The organism is Janibacter cremeus, from assembly GCF_029395675.1.
In the GTDB taxonomy this organism is placed as follows: Bacteria; Actinomycetota; Actinomycetes; order Actinomycetales; family Dermatophilaceae; genus Janibacter; species Janibacter cremeus_A.
In genome coordinates, this window is record NZ_CP115184.1 from 3,225,442 (window position 1) to 3,240,214 (window position 14,773).

Here is a 14,773-nt window from a genome sequence, read left to right on the forward strand (position 1 = left end):
GGAAGCACATAGTGCTGGACGTCAACTTCTTCGACGAGTTGCGCATCGGCCTCGCCACTGCGGAGGACATCCGCGCCTGGAGCCACGGCGAGGTCAAGAAGCCCGAGACCATCAACTACCGCACCCTGAAGCCGGAGAAGGAAGGCCTCTTCTGCGAGCGCATCTTCGGCCCCACCCGGGACTGGGAGTGCTCCTGCGGCAAGTACAAGCGGGTGCGCTTCAAGGGCATCATCTGCGAGCGGTGCGGCGTCGAGGTCACTCGCGCCGGCGTGCGCCGTGAGCGCATGGGCCACATCGAGCTCGCCGCCCCGGTCACCCACATCTGGTACTTCAAGGGTGTCCCGTCGCGGCTGGGTTACCTGCTCGACCTCGCCCCGAAGGACCTGGAGAAGGTCATCTACTTCGCGGCCTACATGATCACGAGCGTCGACGAGGAGCAGCGCCACACGGACCTGCCCTCGCTCGAGGCCCAGATCGAGGCCGAGAAGAAGGAGCTGGAGAACCGCCGCGACGCCGACGTGGAGAAGCGCGCGCAGAAGCTCGAGAAGGACATCGCCGAGCTCGAGACCGAGGGCGCCAAGTCCGACGCCAAGCGCAAGGTCCGCGACTCCGCCGAGCGCGAGATGAACCAGATCCGCAAGCGGGCCGACCAGCAGGTCGAGCGCCTCAGCCAGGTCTGGGACCGGTTCAAGAACCTCAAGGTCCAGGACCTCGAGGGCGACGAGATGCTCTACCGCGAGATGCGTGACCGCTTCGGTCTGTACTTCGAGGGTGGCATGGGCGCCGCGGCTCTCCAGAAGCGTCTGGAGAGCTTCGACCTGGACGCCGAGTCGGAGAAGCTGCGCGAGATCATCGCGACCGGCAAGGGCCAGAAGAAGACCCGCGCCCTCAAGCGCCTCAAGGTCGTCACCGCCTTCCAGACCACGGACAACAAGCCGGCCGGCATGGTCCTGGACGCCGTCCCGGTCATCCCGCCGGACCTGCGTCCGATGGTCCAGCTCGACGGTGGCCGCTTCGCCACCTCGGACCTGAACGACCTGTACCGCCGCGTCATCAACCGCAACAACCGCCTCAAGCGACTTCTTGACCTCGGCGCGCCCGAGATCATCGTCAACAACGAGAAGCGGATGCTGCAGGAGTCCGTCGACAACCTCTTCGACAACGGTCGTCGCGGTCGTGCGGTCACCGGTCCGGGCAACCGGCCGCTGAAGTCCCTGTCGGACATGCTCAAGGGCAAGCAGGGGCGCTTCCGCCAGAACCTCCTGGGCAAGCGCGTCGACTACTCCGGCCGTTCGGTCATCGTCGTCGGCCCGCAGCTGAAGCTGCACCAGTGCGGTCTGCCCAAGGCGATGGCGCTGGAGCTGTTCAAGCCCTTCGTGATGAAGCGGCTGGTCGACCTCGACCACGCCCAGAACATCAAGTCGGCCAAGCGCATGGTCGAGCGTCAGCGCTCGGTCGTGTGGGACGTCCTCGAAGAGGTCATCACCGAGCACCCGGTCATGCTCAACCGTGCGCCCACGCTGCACCGTCTGGGCATCCAGGCCTTCGAGCCGCAGTTGGTCGAGGGCAAGGCCATCCAGATCCACCCGCTCGTGTGCACCGCCTTCAACGCGGACTTCGACGGTGACCAGATGGCCGTCCACCTCCCGCTGAGCGCGGAGGCCCAGGCCGAGGCCCGGATCCTGATGCTCTCGAGCAACAACATCCTCAAGCCGGCCGACGGCCGCCCCGTCACCATGCCGACCCAGGACATGGTCATCGGCCTGTTCCACCTCACCTCCGAGGTGGCGCGCGAGGGCGAGCACCTGCGGTCCTTCACCTCGACCGCCGAGGCCCAGATGGCCCTGGACGCCGGGGAGATCAAGGTCGGGAGCCCGATCCGGATCCGCCTGGAGGACATCGTGCCGACGCCCGGTGTCGAGCTGCCCGAGGGTGCCGAGCCGAACGAGGCCGGTCAGCTGGCCACGTGGACCACGGAGACGACCCTGGGACGCGCGCTCTTCAACGCGACGCTCCCGGTGGACTACCCCTACGTCAACGAGCCGGTCGACAAGAAGCAGCTGTCGACGATCGTCAACAACCTCGCCGAGCGCTACTCCAAGGTGCAGGTTGCCGCGTCGCTCGACGCCCTCAAGGAGGCCGGTTTCTACTGGGCCTCCCGCTCCGGCACGACCGTGGCCGTCTCCGACGTCGTCACGCCCGAGCGCAAGCCGGAGATCCTCGCGATCTACGAGGAGAAGGCGACCAAGGTCCAGAAGCAGTACGAGCGCGGTCTGATCACCGACGACGAGCGTCGTCAGGAGCAGATCGAGATCTGGACCCAGGCGACGAACGAGGTCGCCGCCGAGATGCAGGGCAACTTCCCGACGGACAACCCGATCTACCGGATGGTCTCCTCGGGTGCCCGAGGCAACTGGTTCCAGCTGCGTCAGATCGCCGGTATGCGTGGCCTCATGGCCAACCCGAAGGGCGAGATCATCCCCCGACCGATCCGCACGAACTTCCGTGAGGGCCTGTCGGTGGTCGAGTTCTTCATCTCCACGCACGGCGCCCGCAAGGGTCTGGCCGACACGGCCCTGCGCACGGCCGACTCGGGGTACCTGACCCGTCGTCTCGTCGACGTCTCCCAGGACGTCATCGTGCGTGAGGAGGACTGCGGCACCTCGCGTGGCCTGGCCATGCCGATCGCGCAGTTCGACGAGCTGACCGGCACGCGTCGTCTCCACGACGACGTCGAGTTCACCGCCTACGGCCGGTGTGTCGCCACGGACGTGGAGCACGAGGGCACCGTCATGGCCGAGGCCGGCTCGGACCTCGGTGACGTCGTCATCGACCGCCTCTACGCGGCAGGTGTCGACGAGGTCAAGATCCGCTCGGTCCTCACCTGCGACTCCAAGGTCGGCACCTGCGCCAAGTGCTACGGGCGTTCGCTGGCCACGGGTCAGCTCGTCGACATCGGCGAGGCCGTCGGCATCGTCGCGGCGCAGTCGATCGGTGAGCCCGGTACCCAGCTGACGATGCGCACCTTCCACACCGGTGGTGTGGCCGGTGACGACATCACGCAGGGTCTGCCGCGCGTCGTCGAGCTCTTCGAGGCCCGTACGCCCAAGGGCGTGGCGCCGATCGCGGAGGCCGACGGCCGGGTGACCATCGAGGAGACCGACAAGGGTCGTCGCATCCTGCTCGTCGCGGACCGCGACGGCGAGGAGCACGCCTACCCGGTGACCAAGCGTTCGCGCCTGCTCGTCGAGGACGGCCAGCGCGTGCCGGTCGGCACCCAGCTGGTCCAGGGCGCCATCGACCCGAAGCAGGTCCTGCGCATCCTCGGCCCGCGCCACGCGCAGAAGCACCTGGTCGACGAGGTCCAGAACGTCTACCGCCAGCAGGGTGTCTCGATCCACGACAAGCACATCGAGGTCATCGTCCGGCAGATGCTGCGCCGGATCACGATCCTCGAGTCGGGTGACACCGGCCTGCTCCCGGGCATGCTCGCCGAGCGGGCGCAGTTCGAGACGCAGAACCGCCGCGTGGTCTCCGAGGGCGGTCGCCCGGCCTCGGGTCGTCCGGAGCTGATGGGGATCACCAAGGCCTCGCTGGCCACGGACTCCTGGCTCTCCGCCGCCTCCTTCCAGGAGACGACCCGCGTCCTCACCGAGGCCGCGATGGAGGGTCGTTCGGACCCGCTGCTGGGCCTGAAGGAGAACGTCATCCTCGGTAAGCTCATCCCGGCCGGTACGGGGCTGCCCCGCTACCGCAATGTGGACGTCGAGCCCACTGAGGAGGCCAAGGCCGCGATGTACTCGCTGCCGAACTACGACGAGTACGCCTACCCGGTCTTCGGTCCGGGGTCCGGCGAGGCGATCCGCCTCGACGACCTCGACCTGGACGTCTGAGTCACGCGTCTCGAAGGAGGGGCCGGTCACCGTGCAGGTGACCGGCCCCCTTCGCGTGCCGTGGTACGGGTGTGACGAATGAGGTCACCATGGCGGGTCCTTTGCCCAGGATCGCCGGGAAATCAAGGGAAACACGCCGCCTGCGAAGTCGACGCCGGTACCGCGTTCGTGGTTGATTGGACTCTGTTCGAGACCACGAACTTCACAGATGGAGAACCACATGAACAAGTCTGAGCTCGCCAGCGCCGTCGCCGAGAAGGCCGGCGTGTCCGCGTCCTCGGCCTCCGAGGTCATCACCGCCCTCCAGGCGGTCCTGTCCGAGTCCGTCGCGAAGGGTGAGAAGGTGACGGTTCCCGGCTTCTTCAGCCTCGAGCGCGTCGAGCGCGCGGAGCGCAAGGGCCGCAACCCGCAGACCGGCGAGGAGATGACGATCCCGGGTGGCTACGCCGCCAAGCTGTCCGCCGGCAGCGCCCTCAAGTCCGCTGCCAAGGGCTGAGCACCACCACACCCGAAGGGCGCTGCCCTGAGGTGTGAGGGCCTCCGGGCCCGAGCCTCGAAGGGGGCCGGTCACCGCTGCGGTGACCGGCCCCCTTCGTGGTGCGGGCGGAGGCGGTGACGATGAGAGGATTGGGCCCATGCCCGACTCCGACGACCAGCCCATGACGGTGCGGGCGACCGCGGCGCGGTGGGCCCTGGGCAGCGTCCTCACCGTCGGCGCGGTGGCCCTGCTGCTGAAGCCGGGTGGTCTGAGCAAGCTGCTCGCCCTCGTCCTCGCCGGTGCCGCCGTGGCGACCTTCGCCCGCCGCTCGCGCACGGACGCGGGGATCATCTCGGTCGTGCTGCTCGCCGTCGCGGCGTTCTTCCTCGTCGCCTTCTTCAGCGGCAACAGCGAGTGGATCACGGAGCGGTACTGATGCGCGAGGACCTGGTCATCCGCCGGGAGCGCCCGGACGACGCGGCGCCCACCCTGCAGCTCCACGACATGGCCTTCGGCGTCCCGGAGGGGCGAAGGGAGTCGCTCGAGTGCGAGCTGGTGCGCGGGTTGCGTGCGGACGGCTCGGTCATCGACGAGCTGACCTTCGTCGCCGAGCTCGAGGGCGAGGTCGTCGGGCACGTCGTGTGCAGCCGCGCCACCGTCGGCGAGGCACCCTCGGTGGGGCTGGGGCCCATCGCGGTGCTGCCAGGGCACCAGCAGCAGGGGATCGGGGCCGCTCTGCTCATGTCGGTCGTGGCCAGCGCCGAGCGCCTCGCCGAGCCGGCGATCGTGCTGCTGGGGGATCCGGCGTACTACGGGTTCTTCGGCTTCGTCCCCGCCTCACGGCGCGGGATCGGCTCGCCGGGACCGTGGGACGACCAGCACTTCCAGGCGTTGACGTTGCGCGCCTGGCGACCGGAGCTGGCCGGACCCTTCCGGTACGCGCCGGCCTTCGCGCGGTTGTAGGGGCGCCCCGGGCATCCTCGATCGAGGGTGGGTTTCGGGGGATCCCGGGGGCGCATGCCCGCCAGGGCCGTGAGCCCCCGGGGGTTCGGATTTGTGAGGCTTTCCACGCCCCGGTATCGTTGATCCGCGTGCGTGGTACGACCGTGTCGTGACGCGCATGAGGACGGCCGAAGATGGTCGGTCTCGAACCTCTCGCCGGGCGTCCGGTCGCGGATCTTCACTGGTCCGTGGCGGGGAGTGCAGGGGGGAGCACCGTCCATGACACACCCGAGTGCGGGGGTGGGGGGCGGCATCCAAGGAGCGTCGACCGGGTCCTCGACCCGGCAGGCGCAGACAACATCACCGAACTTACGGAGACAACAGGTTGCCTACCATCAACCAGCTGGTGCGCAAGGGCCGGCATGACAAGACGACGAAGAATGCGACGCCTGCCCTCAAGGGCTCGCCGCAGCGTCGTGGTGTCTGCACCCGCGTCTACACCACCACCCCGAAGAAGCCGAACTCCGCCCTCCGCAAGGTCGCCCGCGTGCGGCTCACGAGCGGCATCGAGGTCACGGCCTACATCCCGGGCGTCGGCCACAACCTGCAGGAGCACTCGATCGTGCTCGTGCGTGGTGGTCGTGTGAAGGACCTCCCCGGTGTCCGTTACAAGATCGTGCGCGGTTCGCTCGACACCCAGGGTGTCAAGGGTCGTCAGCAGGCCCGCAGCCGTTACGGCGCCAAGAAGGAGAAGAAGTAATGCCTCGCAAGGGTCCCGCTCCCAAGCGCCCGCTCGTCATCGACCCGGTCTACCAGTCCCCGCTGGTGACCCAGCTGGTCAACAAGATCCTCGTCGACGGCAAGAAGTCCATCGCCGAGGCCATCGTCTACGACGCCCTCGAGGGCTGCCGTGAGAAGACCGGCACCGACCCGGTCCAGACGCTCAAGCGCGCCCTGGACAACGTCAAGCCCTCCCTGGAGGTCAAGTCCCGCCGCGTCGGTGGTGCGACCTACCAGGTCCCGATCGAGGTCAAGCCCGGTCGCGCCACGACCCTGTCGCTGCGCTGGCTCGTCGGCTACTCGCGTCAGCGTCGTGAGAAGACGATGACCGAGCGCCTCATGAACGAGATCCTCGACGCGAGCAACGGCCTCGGTGCCGCGGTGAAGCGTCGCGAGGACACGCACAAGATGGCCGAGTCCAACAAGGCCTTCGCGCACTACCGCTGGTGACAGCAGGTCGGGGCCGGCTCCACCGCCGGCCCCGACCCACCCGCCCGATCCGGGCAGGAACGACCCGCCCGACCCGGGCAGACACGACCGCAACGAGCGAGATGAGATAACGAGTGGCACAGGACGTCCTGACGGACCTGACCAAGGTCCGAAACATCGGCATCATGGCGCACATCGACGCCGGCAAGACGACGACGACTGAGCGCATCCTCTTCTACACCGGGGTCAACCACAAGCTCGGTGAGACCCACGACGGTGCCTCCACCACCGACTGGATGGAGCAGGAGAAGGAGCGCGGCATCACGATCACCTCCGCCGCGGTCACCTCCTTCTGGGACGACACCCAGATCAACATCATCGACACCCCCGGCCACGTCGACTTCACCGTCGAGGTGGAGCGCTCGCTGCGCGTCCTCGACGGCGCCGTCGCCGTCTTCGACGGCAAGGAGGGCGTCGAGCCCCAGTCCGAGACGGTGTGGCGCCAGGCGGACAAGTACGACGTCCCCCGCATCGCCTTCGTCAACAAGATGGACAAGCTCGGTGCCGACTTCTACTTCACCGTGCAGACCATCAAGGACCGCCTCGGTGCGGAGCCGCTGGTCATGCAGCTGCCGATCGGCGCCGAGAACGACTTCGTCGGTGTCGTCGACCTGATCACGATGAAGGCCCTCGTGTGGCCGGGTGACGCCAAGGGTGACGTGACCCTGGGCGCCTCCTACGAGACCCAGGACATCCCCGAGGACCTGCAGGCCAAGGCCGAGGAGTACCGCAACCACCTCGTCGAGCGCGTCGCCGAGTCCGACGACGAGCTGATGGAGAAGTACCTCGGTGGCGAGGACCTCACCATCGAGGAGCTCAAGGCCGGCATCCGCCACCTGACCGTCACCTCGCAGCTCTACCCGATCTTCTGCGGCTCCGCCTTCAAGAACCGCGGTGTCCAGCCGATCCTCGACGCGGTGCGCGACTACCTGCCGAGCCCGCTCGACGTGCCGGCGATGGAGGGTCACGCCCCGGGCAACGAGGACGAGGTCGTCCTGCGCAAGCCGAGCACCGAGGAGCCCTTCTCCGCGCTCGCGTTCAAGATCGCGGCGCACCCCTTCTTCGGGACGCTGACCTTCATCCGCGTCTACTCGGGCAAGATCGTCCCGGGCACGCAGATCGTCAACTCCACCAAGGGCAAGAAGGAGCGCATCGGGAAGCTCTTCCAGATGCACGCCAACAAGGAGAACCCGGTCGAGGAGGCGATGGCGGGCCACATCTACGCCGTCATCGGTCTGAAGGAGGTCACCACGGGTGACACCCTCAGCGACGCCACCAACCAGGTCATCCTCGAGTCGATGTCCTTCCCGGAGCCGGTCATCCAGGTGGCCATCGAGCCCAAGACCAAGGGTGACCAGGAGAAGCTGGGCAGCGCGATCCAGCGGCTCGTCGCCGAGGACCCGACCTTCCAGGTCTCCCTCGACGAGGAGACCGGTCAGACGATCATCGCCGGCATGGGCGAGCTCCACCTGGACGTCTTCGTCGACCGGATGAAGCGCGAGTTCAAGGTCGAGGCGAACATCGGCAAGCCGCAGGTCGCCTACCGCGAGACCATCCGCAAGGCGGTCGAGAAGTACGACTACACGCACAAGAAGCAGACCGGTGGTTCCGGCCAGTTCGCGAAGGTCCAGATCACCTTCGAGCCGCTGGACACCACGGAGGAGGGCGAGCTCTACGAGTTCAAGAACTCCGTGACCGGTGGTCGCATCCCGCGTGAGTACATCCCGAGCGTCGACGCCGGTATCCAGGACGCCATGCAGTACGGCATCCTCGCCGGCTACCCGGTCGTGGGCGTCAAGGCGACGCTGCTCGACGGTCAGTTCCACGACGTCGACTCCTCGGAGATGGCGTTCAAGATCGCGGGCTCCATGGCCTTCAAGGAGGCCGCTCGCAAGGCCGACCCGGTCCTGATGGAGCCGATGATGCGCGTCGAGGTGCGCACGCCCGAGGACTACATGGGTGACGTCATCGGCGACATCAACTCGCGTCGTGGTCACGTCCAGTCCATGGAGGACGTCAGCGGTGCGAAGGTCGTCACCGGCCTCGTCCCCCTGTCGGAGATGTTCGGCTACGTCGGCGACCTGCGGTCGAAGACGCAGGGCCGGGCGAACTACTCCATGGAGTTCGACTCGTACGCCGAGGTCCCCAAGAGCGTCTCCGAGGAGATCATCAAGAAGGTTCGTGGTGAGTGACCGGTAGGATTACCGGCAAGCCCACCCCGATAGCACGACCAATCGCAATCCACGCCACCCTGCCGGGCAAAGGCGTAACCAAGAAGACGTCCTGAGGAGGACACACAGTGGCGAAGGCAAAGTTCGAGCGGAGCAAGCCGCACGTCAACATCGGCACCATCGGTCACATCGACCATGGCAAGACGACGCTGACTGCTGCAATTTCCAAGGTGCTCGCCGACAAGTACCCGGACCTCAACGAGGCCGCGGCGTTCGACAAGATCGACAACGCGCCGGAGGAGAAGCAGCGCGGGATCACGATCAACGTCTCGCACCAGGAGTACCAGACCGAGTCGCGCCACTACGCGCACGTCGACGCCCCTGGGCACGCCGACTACGTCAAGAACATGATCACCGGTGCGGCCCAGATGGACGGCGCGATCCTCGTGGTCGCCGCCACCGACGGTCCGATGCCGCAGACGAAGGAGCACGTCCTCCTGGCCCGCCAGGTCGGCGTCCCCTACATCGTCGTTGCCCTCAACAAGTGCGACATGGTGGACGACGAGGAGATCATGGAGCTCGTGGAGATGGAGGTCCGCGAGCTGCTGACCGCCTACGAGTTCCCGGGCGACGACGTCCCGGTCGTGAAGGTCTCCGCTCTCAAGGCGCTCGAGGGCGACGAGAAGTGGGCCGAGGCCATCATGGAGCTGATGAACACGGTCGACGAGTACGTCCCCACGCCGGAGCGTGACCTCGACAAGCCGTTCATGATGCCGATCGAGGACGTCTTCACGATCACCGGTCGTGGCACCGTCGTCACCGGCCGCATCGAGCGCGGCGTCCTCAAGGTCAACGACGAGGTCGAGATCGTCGGCATCAAGGAGGAGAAGCAGAAGACCACCGTCACCGGGATCGAGATGTTCCGCAAGCTGCTCGACGAGGGCCAGGCCGGTGAGAACGTCGGTCTGCTGCTGCGCGGCACCAAGCGCGAGGACGTCGAGCGCGGCCAGGTCATTTGCAAGCCGGGTTCGATCACCCCGCACACCCAGTTCGAGGCTCAGGTCTACATCCTCTCGAAGGAGGAGGGCGGCCGTCACACGCCGTTCTACGACTCCTACCGTCCGCAGTTCTACTTCCGGACCACCGACGTCACCGGTGTCGTCACGCTGCCTGAGGGCACCGAGATGGTCATGCCGGGCGACAACACCGAGATGACGGTCGAGCTGATCCAGCCGATCGCCATGGAGGACGGCCTGAAGTTCAACATCCGCGAGGGTGGCCGCACCGTCGGCGCCGGTCGCGTCACCAAGATCCTCAAGTGATCCTGGGCTGACCTCGGTCAGCATCACGAAGGGCCCGCCTTCCCCGTCAGGGGAGGCGGGCCCTTCGCCGTGCGCGGAGAACGGTGGGGGAGTCCCCTTCGCCGTAGGGTGTATCCGAACGCCGCACCCGATCACGGAGGTCTCCGTCGACCATGGCACCTGAGGTCCCCACCCCCGGGACGGGGGGCGATGTCGCAGTCCGCTCCGAGCTGCCCGAGCGCGCTCCGCTGCGCACGCTGCCGGGGCGGCACTGGGCCTTCGCGGCCAAGCGGGCGCTGAAGGAGTTCTCCAGCGACGGGTGCACGGACCTCGCGGCCGCCCTGACCTACTTCTCGGTGCTCTCGATCTTCCCGGCGATGCTGGCTCTCGTCTCCATCCTCGGCCTCGTCGGTGAGCCGGAGGAGACGAAGGAGACCGTCCTGGACGTCATCACCCAGCTCAGCCAGGGCAACGGGGACAAGGCGATCGAGACGATCTCCGGACCGTTGGACCAGATGGTCAACTCCCCGGCGGCCGGTATCGGACTCGTCGTCGGTCTGGGTGGTGCCCTGTGGACGGCGTCCGGGTACGTCGGCGCCTTCGGTCGCGCGCTGAACAGGGTGCACGGCGTGGAGGAGGGCCGTGGCTTCATCAAGCTGCGCCCCGCCCAGCTGGGCATCACGGCCGTGCTGCTGCTGCTCGCCGCAGTCTCCGTGCTGGGCATCGCCGTCAGCGGCGGTCTGGCCCGCGCCATCGGTGAGACGATCGGTCTCGGGGAGGCCGCGGTGACGACGTGGAACCTCGCGAAGTGGCCGGTCATCCTGCTCATGGCGATCTTCATGATCGGCCTGCTCTACTTCGCGACGCCGAACGTGCAGCGTCCCTTCCGCTGGCTCAGCCCGGGGGCCGCCCTGGCGATCGTCGTGGCGATCATCGCCTCGATGGGCTTCTTCTTCTACGTCTCGAACTTCGGCTCGTACAACGCCACCTACGGCTCGCTGGCCGGCGTCATCGTCTTCCTGCTGTGGCTGTGGATCCTCAACAACGTGCTGCTCCTCGGTGCCGAGTTCGACGCCGAGCTCGAGCGCTCCCGCCAGTTGCGTGTCGGCGAGGCCGTCGAGGGTGGTCTCGTCCTCGAGGTCCGCGACACGACGAAGTCCGACGCCGCCGCCGAGAAGCGCGAGGCGGACCTCGAGCAGGCCCGCTCGCTGCGCATCCAGGGCCTGCACGACCACGGCAGGTCCGCCGCGGCGCTGGCCGACGAGGACATCCGCCGGGACTGACTCCCTCGATTTGGACTGCGGTCCCACGCTCTGGCACACTGTTCAGGTTGCTTGTTGAGCGGTGACGCCGTGATCGGATTTGCCCTGGTCATGGAGGTGCCGCCCTCCCGATGACAACGCATCGAACCGCGTCCTGCGCGGGGCGACACATCGGACGAGAGCATGATCCGGTTCCACCGGGTCGCTGACCAAGACCGCACGACGTGGCCCCCGGGCTCGTCGTCGGGCCGCGGAGCGGGTGCGACACACCCGACCGCGTGGGTCGGAGGCCAGGGCGGACCCACACAGACCAGGCAAGACGGCGAGAGAGAGACGGAAGCACAGATGGCGGGACAGAAGATCCGCATCCGGTTGAAGTCGTATGACCACGAGGTCATCGACAACTCGGCGCGAAAGATCGTCGACACCGTGACCCGTGCCGGCGCGACGGTTATCGGCCCCGTGCCGCTGCCGACGGAGAAGAACGTGTTCTGCGTCATCCGGTCGCCGCACAAGTACAAGGACAGCCGCGAGCACTTCGAGATGCGCACCCACAAGCGCCTCATCGACATCATCGACCCGACGCCCAAGGCCGTCGACTCGCTGATGCGTCTCGACCTCCCGGCTGACGTCAACATCGAGATCAAGCTCTGATCCGGGAGAGACGAGACATGACCACCACCATGACCAAGACCGTCAAGGGCGTCCTCGGCGAGAAGCTCGGCATGACGCAGGTCTGGGACGAGGAGAACCGCCTCGTCCCCGTGACCGTCGTCCAGGCCGGGCCGTGCGTCGTCACCCAGATCCGCACCACCGAGACCGACGGCTACGAGGCCGTCCAGCTCGCCTACGGCGCGATCGACCCCCGCAAGGTCAACCAGCCCACCAGCGGCCACTTTGCCAAGGCCGGCGCCACCCCGCGCCGTCACCTCGTCGAGCTGCGCACGAGCGACGCCTCCGAGTACAGCCTCGGCCAGGAGGTCACCGTCGAGCTGTTCGAGGTCGGCCAGGAGGTCGACGTCACCGGCACGACCAAGGGCAAGGGCTTCGCGGGCGTCATGAAGCGCCACGGGTTCGCCGGTGTCAGCGCCTCGCACGGTGCCCACCGCAACCACCGCAAGCCGGGCTCGATCGGTGGCTGCGCCACCCCGGGCCGCGTCTTCAAGGGGATGCGCATGGCCGGCCGCATGGGCGGCGAGCGCCAGACCACCCAGAACCTCACGATCCACGCGGTCGACGCCGACAAGGGCCTGCTGCTCGTCAAGGGCGCCGTCCCCGGCCCCCGCGGTGGCATCGTCCTCGTCCGCGCTGCAGCGAAGGGAGCCTGACGTGCCGACCATCGACATCATCAGCCCGCAGGGGTCGACCTCCGGCACCGTCGAGCTGCCCGCCGAGATCTTCGACGTGCAGGTCAACGTCCCGCTGATCCACCAGGTCGTCGTCGCCCAGCTCGCCGCCGCGCGCCGGGGCACGCACAAGACCAAGACCCGGGCCGAGGTCCGCGGCGGTGGCATCAAGCCCTACCGCCAGAAGGGGACCGGCCGCGCCCGCCAGGGCTCGATCCGTGCGCCGCAGTTCGCCGGCGGTGGCATCGTCCACGGCCCGCAGCCGCGTGACTACGGTCAGCGCACCCCCAAGAAGATGAAGGCCGCCGCCCTGCGCGGTGCCCTCTCCGACCGGGCGCGCCACGGCCGCATCCACGTCCTCAGCTCGCTCGTCGAGGGCGACACCCCATCGACGAAGGGCGTCACGTCCGTCCTCGGCGGACTCACCGAGCGCAAGAACCTGCTCGTCGTGATCGAGCGCGGCAACGAGACCGCGTGGAAGTCGGTGCGCAACCTCGCCGACGTCCACGTCCTCTTCGCCGACCAGCTCAACACCTACGACGTGCTCTGCGCCGACGACATCGTCTTCACCCAGGCGGCGCTCGAGGGCTTCCTCGCGCCCAAGACAGAGGGGACTGCCAAGTGAGCCAGATCAGTTCAGGTTCCCAGACCAAGGACCCGCGCGACATCCTCATCCGTCCCGTCGTGTCCGAGAAGTCCTACGGCCTGCTCGACGAGGGGAAGTACACCTTCATCGTCGACCCGCGGGCGAACAAGACGGAGATCAAGATCGCCGTCGAGCAGATCTTCGACGTCAAGGTCGACTCCGTGCACACCATGAACCGTGTCGGCAAGGCCCGGCGCACGAGGTTCGGTACCGGTAAGCGCAAGGACACGAAGCGCGCGATCGTCACCCTCCGCGAGGGCACGATCGACATCTTCGGCGGCCAGGGCTGACGGAGAGGACAAGGAAGAACCAATGGGTATCCGCAAGTACAAGCCGACCACTCCCGGTCGCCGCGCCAGCTCCGTCGCCGACTTCGTCGAGGTCACGCGTGACGCTCCGGAGAAGTCGCTGGTCCGTCCGCTGAGCAAGTCCGGTGGACGCAACGCCTCCGGTCGTATCACCAGCCGTCACATCGGTGGTGGCCACAAGCGTGCCTACCGCGTCATCGACTTCCGTCGCCACGACAAGGACGGCGTCCCCGCGAAGGTCGCGCACATCGAGTACGACCCGAACCGCACCGCCCGCATCGCGCTGCTGCACTACGCCGACGGGGAGAAGCGCTACATCCTGGCGCCGAACCGCCTCGGTCAGGGTGCGGCCGTCGAGAACGGCCCGGGCGCGGACATCAAGGTCGGCAACAACCTGCCGCTGCGCAACATCCCGGCCGGTACGACCGTCCACGCGGTCGAGCTGCGTCCGGGCGGCGGCGCCAAGCTGGCCCGCTCCGCCGGTGCCAGCATCCAGCTGCTCGCCAAGGAGGGTCAGTACGCCACGCTGCGCATGCCCTCCGGCGAGGTCCGTCGCGTCGACGCCCGCTGCCGCGCGACCATCGGTCAGGTCGGCAACGCCGAGCAGACCAACATCCGTTGGGGCAAGGCCGGCCGCATGCGGTGGAAGGGCAAGCGCCCCACCGTCCGCGGTGTCGTGATGAACCCGGTCGACCACCCGCACGGTGGTGGCGAGGGCCGCACGTCCGGCGGTCGCCACCCCGTCTCGCCCTGGGGCCAGCCCGAGGGTCGTACCCGGCGTCCCGGCAAGGCGAGCGACAAGCTCATCGTCCGTCGCCGCCGCACCGGCAAGAAGCGCTGATAGGAGCATTGGGAAATGCCTCGTAGTTTGAAGAAGGGCCCCTTCATCGACGACCACCTCCAGAAGAAGGTGGACGCCCAGAACGAAGCGGGCAGCAAGAACGTCATCAAGACCTGGTCGCGCCGTTCGGTGGTCTCGCCGGACATGCTCGGCCACACCCTCGCCGTGCACGACGGCCGCAAGCACGTCCCGGTGTTCGTCACCGAGGCGATGGTCGGCCACAAGCTCGGTGAGTTCGCCCCGACCCGCACCTTCCGCGGCCACGTGAAGGACGACAAGAAGGGACGTCGTCGCTGATGCCTGCCACCGACACCAC

The 14,773-nt window shown here is 67.6% G+C and carries 15 protein-coding genes; all 15 read left to right on the plus strand.

The genetic code is table 11. The features are described from left to right. The first annotated feature begins 11 nt into the window (after positions 1–11). The 15 genes from O9K63_RS15430 to rpsS all read left to right on the plus strand — a co-directional run bounded on the left by O9K63_RS15430 (position 12) and on the right by rpsS (position 14,754). On the plus strand, positions 12–3,893 hold the full coding sequence (locus tag O9K63_RS15430; protein WP_277239271.1) for a DNA-directed RNA polymerase subunit beta': 3,882 nt from the start codon (positions 12–14) through the stop codon (positions 3,891–3,893). Between the two features lie 220 nt (positions 3,894–4,113). Then, the gene (locus tag O9K63_RS15435; RefSeq protein ID WP_277239273.1) at positions 4,114–4,389 is read left to right on the plus strand and encodes an HU family DNA-binding protein; all 276 of its coding nucleotides are present in this window, start codon (positions 4,114–4,116) and stop codon (positions 4,387–4,389) included. A 139-nt stretch (positions 4,390–4,528) separates the two neighbouring features. After that, the gene (locus O9K63_RS15440) at positions 4,529–4,807 is read left to right on the plus strand and encodes a hypothetical protein (RefSeq protein ID WP_277239275.1); all 279 of its coding nucleotides are present in this window, start codon (positions 4,529–4,531) and stop codon (positions 4,805–4,807) included. Continuing rightward, a complete protein-coding gene (locus O9K63_RS15445; RefSeq protein WP_277239276.1) occupies positions 4,807–5,334 on the plus strand; it encodes a GNAT family N-acetyltransferase in 528 nt (175 codons plus the stop codon). The genes O9K63_RS15440 and O9K63_RS15445 overlap by 1 nt, the downstream gene beginning before the upstream one ends. Positions 5,335–5,698: 364 nt before the next feature. Continuing rightward, a complete protein-coding gene (gene rpsL, locus O9K63_RS15450) occupies positions 5,699–6,073 on the plus strand; it encodes a 30S ribosomal protein S12 (RefSeq protein WP_185990544.1) in 375 nt (124 codons plus the stop codon). Beyond that, positions 6,073–6,543: a 30S ribosomal protein S7 gene (gene rpsG, locus O9K63_RS15455; protein WP_277239277.1), complete on the plus strand. Its 471-nt coding sequence runs from the start codon at positions 6,073–6,075 to the stop codon at positions 6,541–6,543. The genes rpsL and rpsG overlap by 1 nt, the downstream gene beginning before the upstream one ends. 113 nt (positions 6,544–6,656) lie before the next feature. Further along, on the plus strand, positions 6,657–8,774 hold the full coding sequence (gene fusA, locus O9K63_RS15460; protein WP_277239278.1) for an elongation factor G: 2,118 nt from the start codon (positions 6,657–6,659) through the stop codon (positions 8,772–8,774). A 107-nt stretch (positions 8,775–8,881) separates the two neighbouring features. Next, positions 8,882–10,075 (plus strand): elongation factor Tu, encoded by a 1,194-nt coding sequence (gene tuf, locus O9K63_RS15465; protein ID WP_277239279.1) that lies wholly within the window; start codon positions 8,882–8,884, stop codon positions 10,073–10,075. Positions 10,076–10,227: 152 nt separating this feature from the next. Next, a complete protein-coding gene (locus O9K63_RS15470; RefSeq protein ID WP_277239280.1) occupies positions 10,228–11,337 on the plus strand; it encodes a YihY/virulence factor BrkB family protein in 1,110 nt (369 codons plus the stop codon). 324 nt (positions 11,338–11,661) lie between these two features. Next, positions 11,662–11,970 (plus strand): 30S ribosomal protein S10, encoded by a 309-nt coding sequence (gene rpsJ, locus O9K63_RS15475; RefSeq protein WP_185990536.1) that lies wholly within the window; start codon positions 11,662–11,664, stop codon positions 11,968–11,970. 17 nt (positions 11,971–11,987) lie between these two features. Beyond that, positions 11,988–12,644: a 50S ribosomal protein L3 gene (gene rplC, locus O9K63_RS15480; protein ID WP_277239281.1), complete on the plus strand. Its 657-nt coding sequence runs from the start codon at positions 11,988–11,990 to the stop codon at positions 12,642–12,644. A gap of 1 nt (position 12,645) precedes the next feature. Beyond that, positions 12,646–13,287 (plus strand): 50S ribosomal protein L4, encoded by a 642-nt coding sequence (gene rplD / locus O9K63_RS15485; protein WP_277239283.1) that lies wholly within the window; start codon positions 12,646–12,648, stop codon positions 13,285–13,287. Beyond that, positions 13,284–13,598, plus strand: coding sequence for a 50S ribosomal protein L23 (gene rplW, locus O9K63_RS15490; RefSeq protein WP_431190333.1), 315 nt, complete (start codon positions 13,284–13,286; stop codon positions 13,596–13,598). Before rplD ends, rplW begins: the two co-directional genes overlap by 4 nt. A gap of 22 nt (positions 13,599–13,620) precedes the next feature. After that, entirely contained in the window at positions 13,621–14,457 is an 837-nt protein-coding gene (gene rplB, locus O9K63_RS15495; RefSeq protein WP_277239285.1) for a 50S ribosomal protein L2, read from the plus strand. Between the two features lie 15 nt (positions 14,458–14,472). Beyond that, complete coding sequence (gene rpsS, locus O9K63_RS15500; RefSeq protein ID WP_277239287.1) at positions 14,473–14,754, plus strand: 30S ribosomal protein S19; 282 nt, start codon at positions 14,473–14,475, stop codon at positions 14,752–14,754. Positions 14,755–14,773 lie beyond the last annotated feature (19 nt).

Excerpts from the sequence above, each read along its gene's own strand:
- rpsG (WP_277239277.1), top strand. The coding sequence starts at position 6,073 with ATGCCTCGCAAGGGTCCCGCTCCCAAGCGCCCGCTCGTCATCGACCCG.
- rpsS (WP_277239287.1), top strand. The coding sequence starts at position 14,473 with ATGCCTCGTAGTTTGAAGAAGGGCCCCTTCATCGACGACCACCTCCAG.
- O9K63_RS15470 (WP_277239280.1), top strand. The coding sequence starts at position 10,228 with ATGGCACCTGAGGTCCCCACCCCCGGGACGGGGGGCGATGTCGCAGTC.
- rplC (WP_277239281.1), top strand. The coding sequence starts at position 11,988 with ATGACCACCACCATGACCAAGACCGTCAAGGGCGTCCTCGGCGAGAAG.
- rplB (WP_277239285.1), top strand. The coding sequence starts at position 13,621 with ATGGGTATCCGCAAGTACAAGCCGACCACTCCCGGTCGCCGCGCCAGC.
- O9K63_RS15445 (WP_277239276.1), top strand. The coding sequence starts at position 4,807 with ATGCGCGAGGACCTGGTCATCCGCCGGGAGCGCCCGGACGACGCGGCG.
- O9K63_RS15440 (WP_277239275.1), top strand. The coding sequence starts at position 4,529 with ATGCCCGACTCCGACGACCAGCCCATGACGGTGCGGGCGACCGCGGCG.
- rpsJ (WP_185990536.1), top strand. The coding sequence starts at position 11,662 with ATGGCGGGACAGAAGATCCGCATCCGGTTGAAGTCGTATGACCACGAG.
- O9K63_RS15435 (WP_277239273.1), top strand. The coding sequence starts at position 4,114 with ATGAACAAGTCTGAGCTCGCCAGCGCCGTCGCCGAGAAGGCCGGCGTG.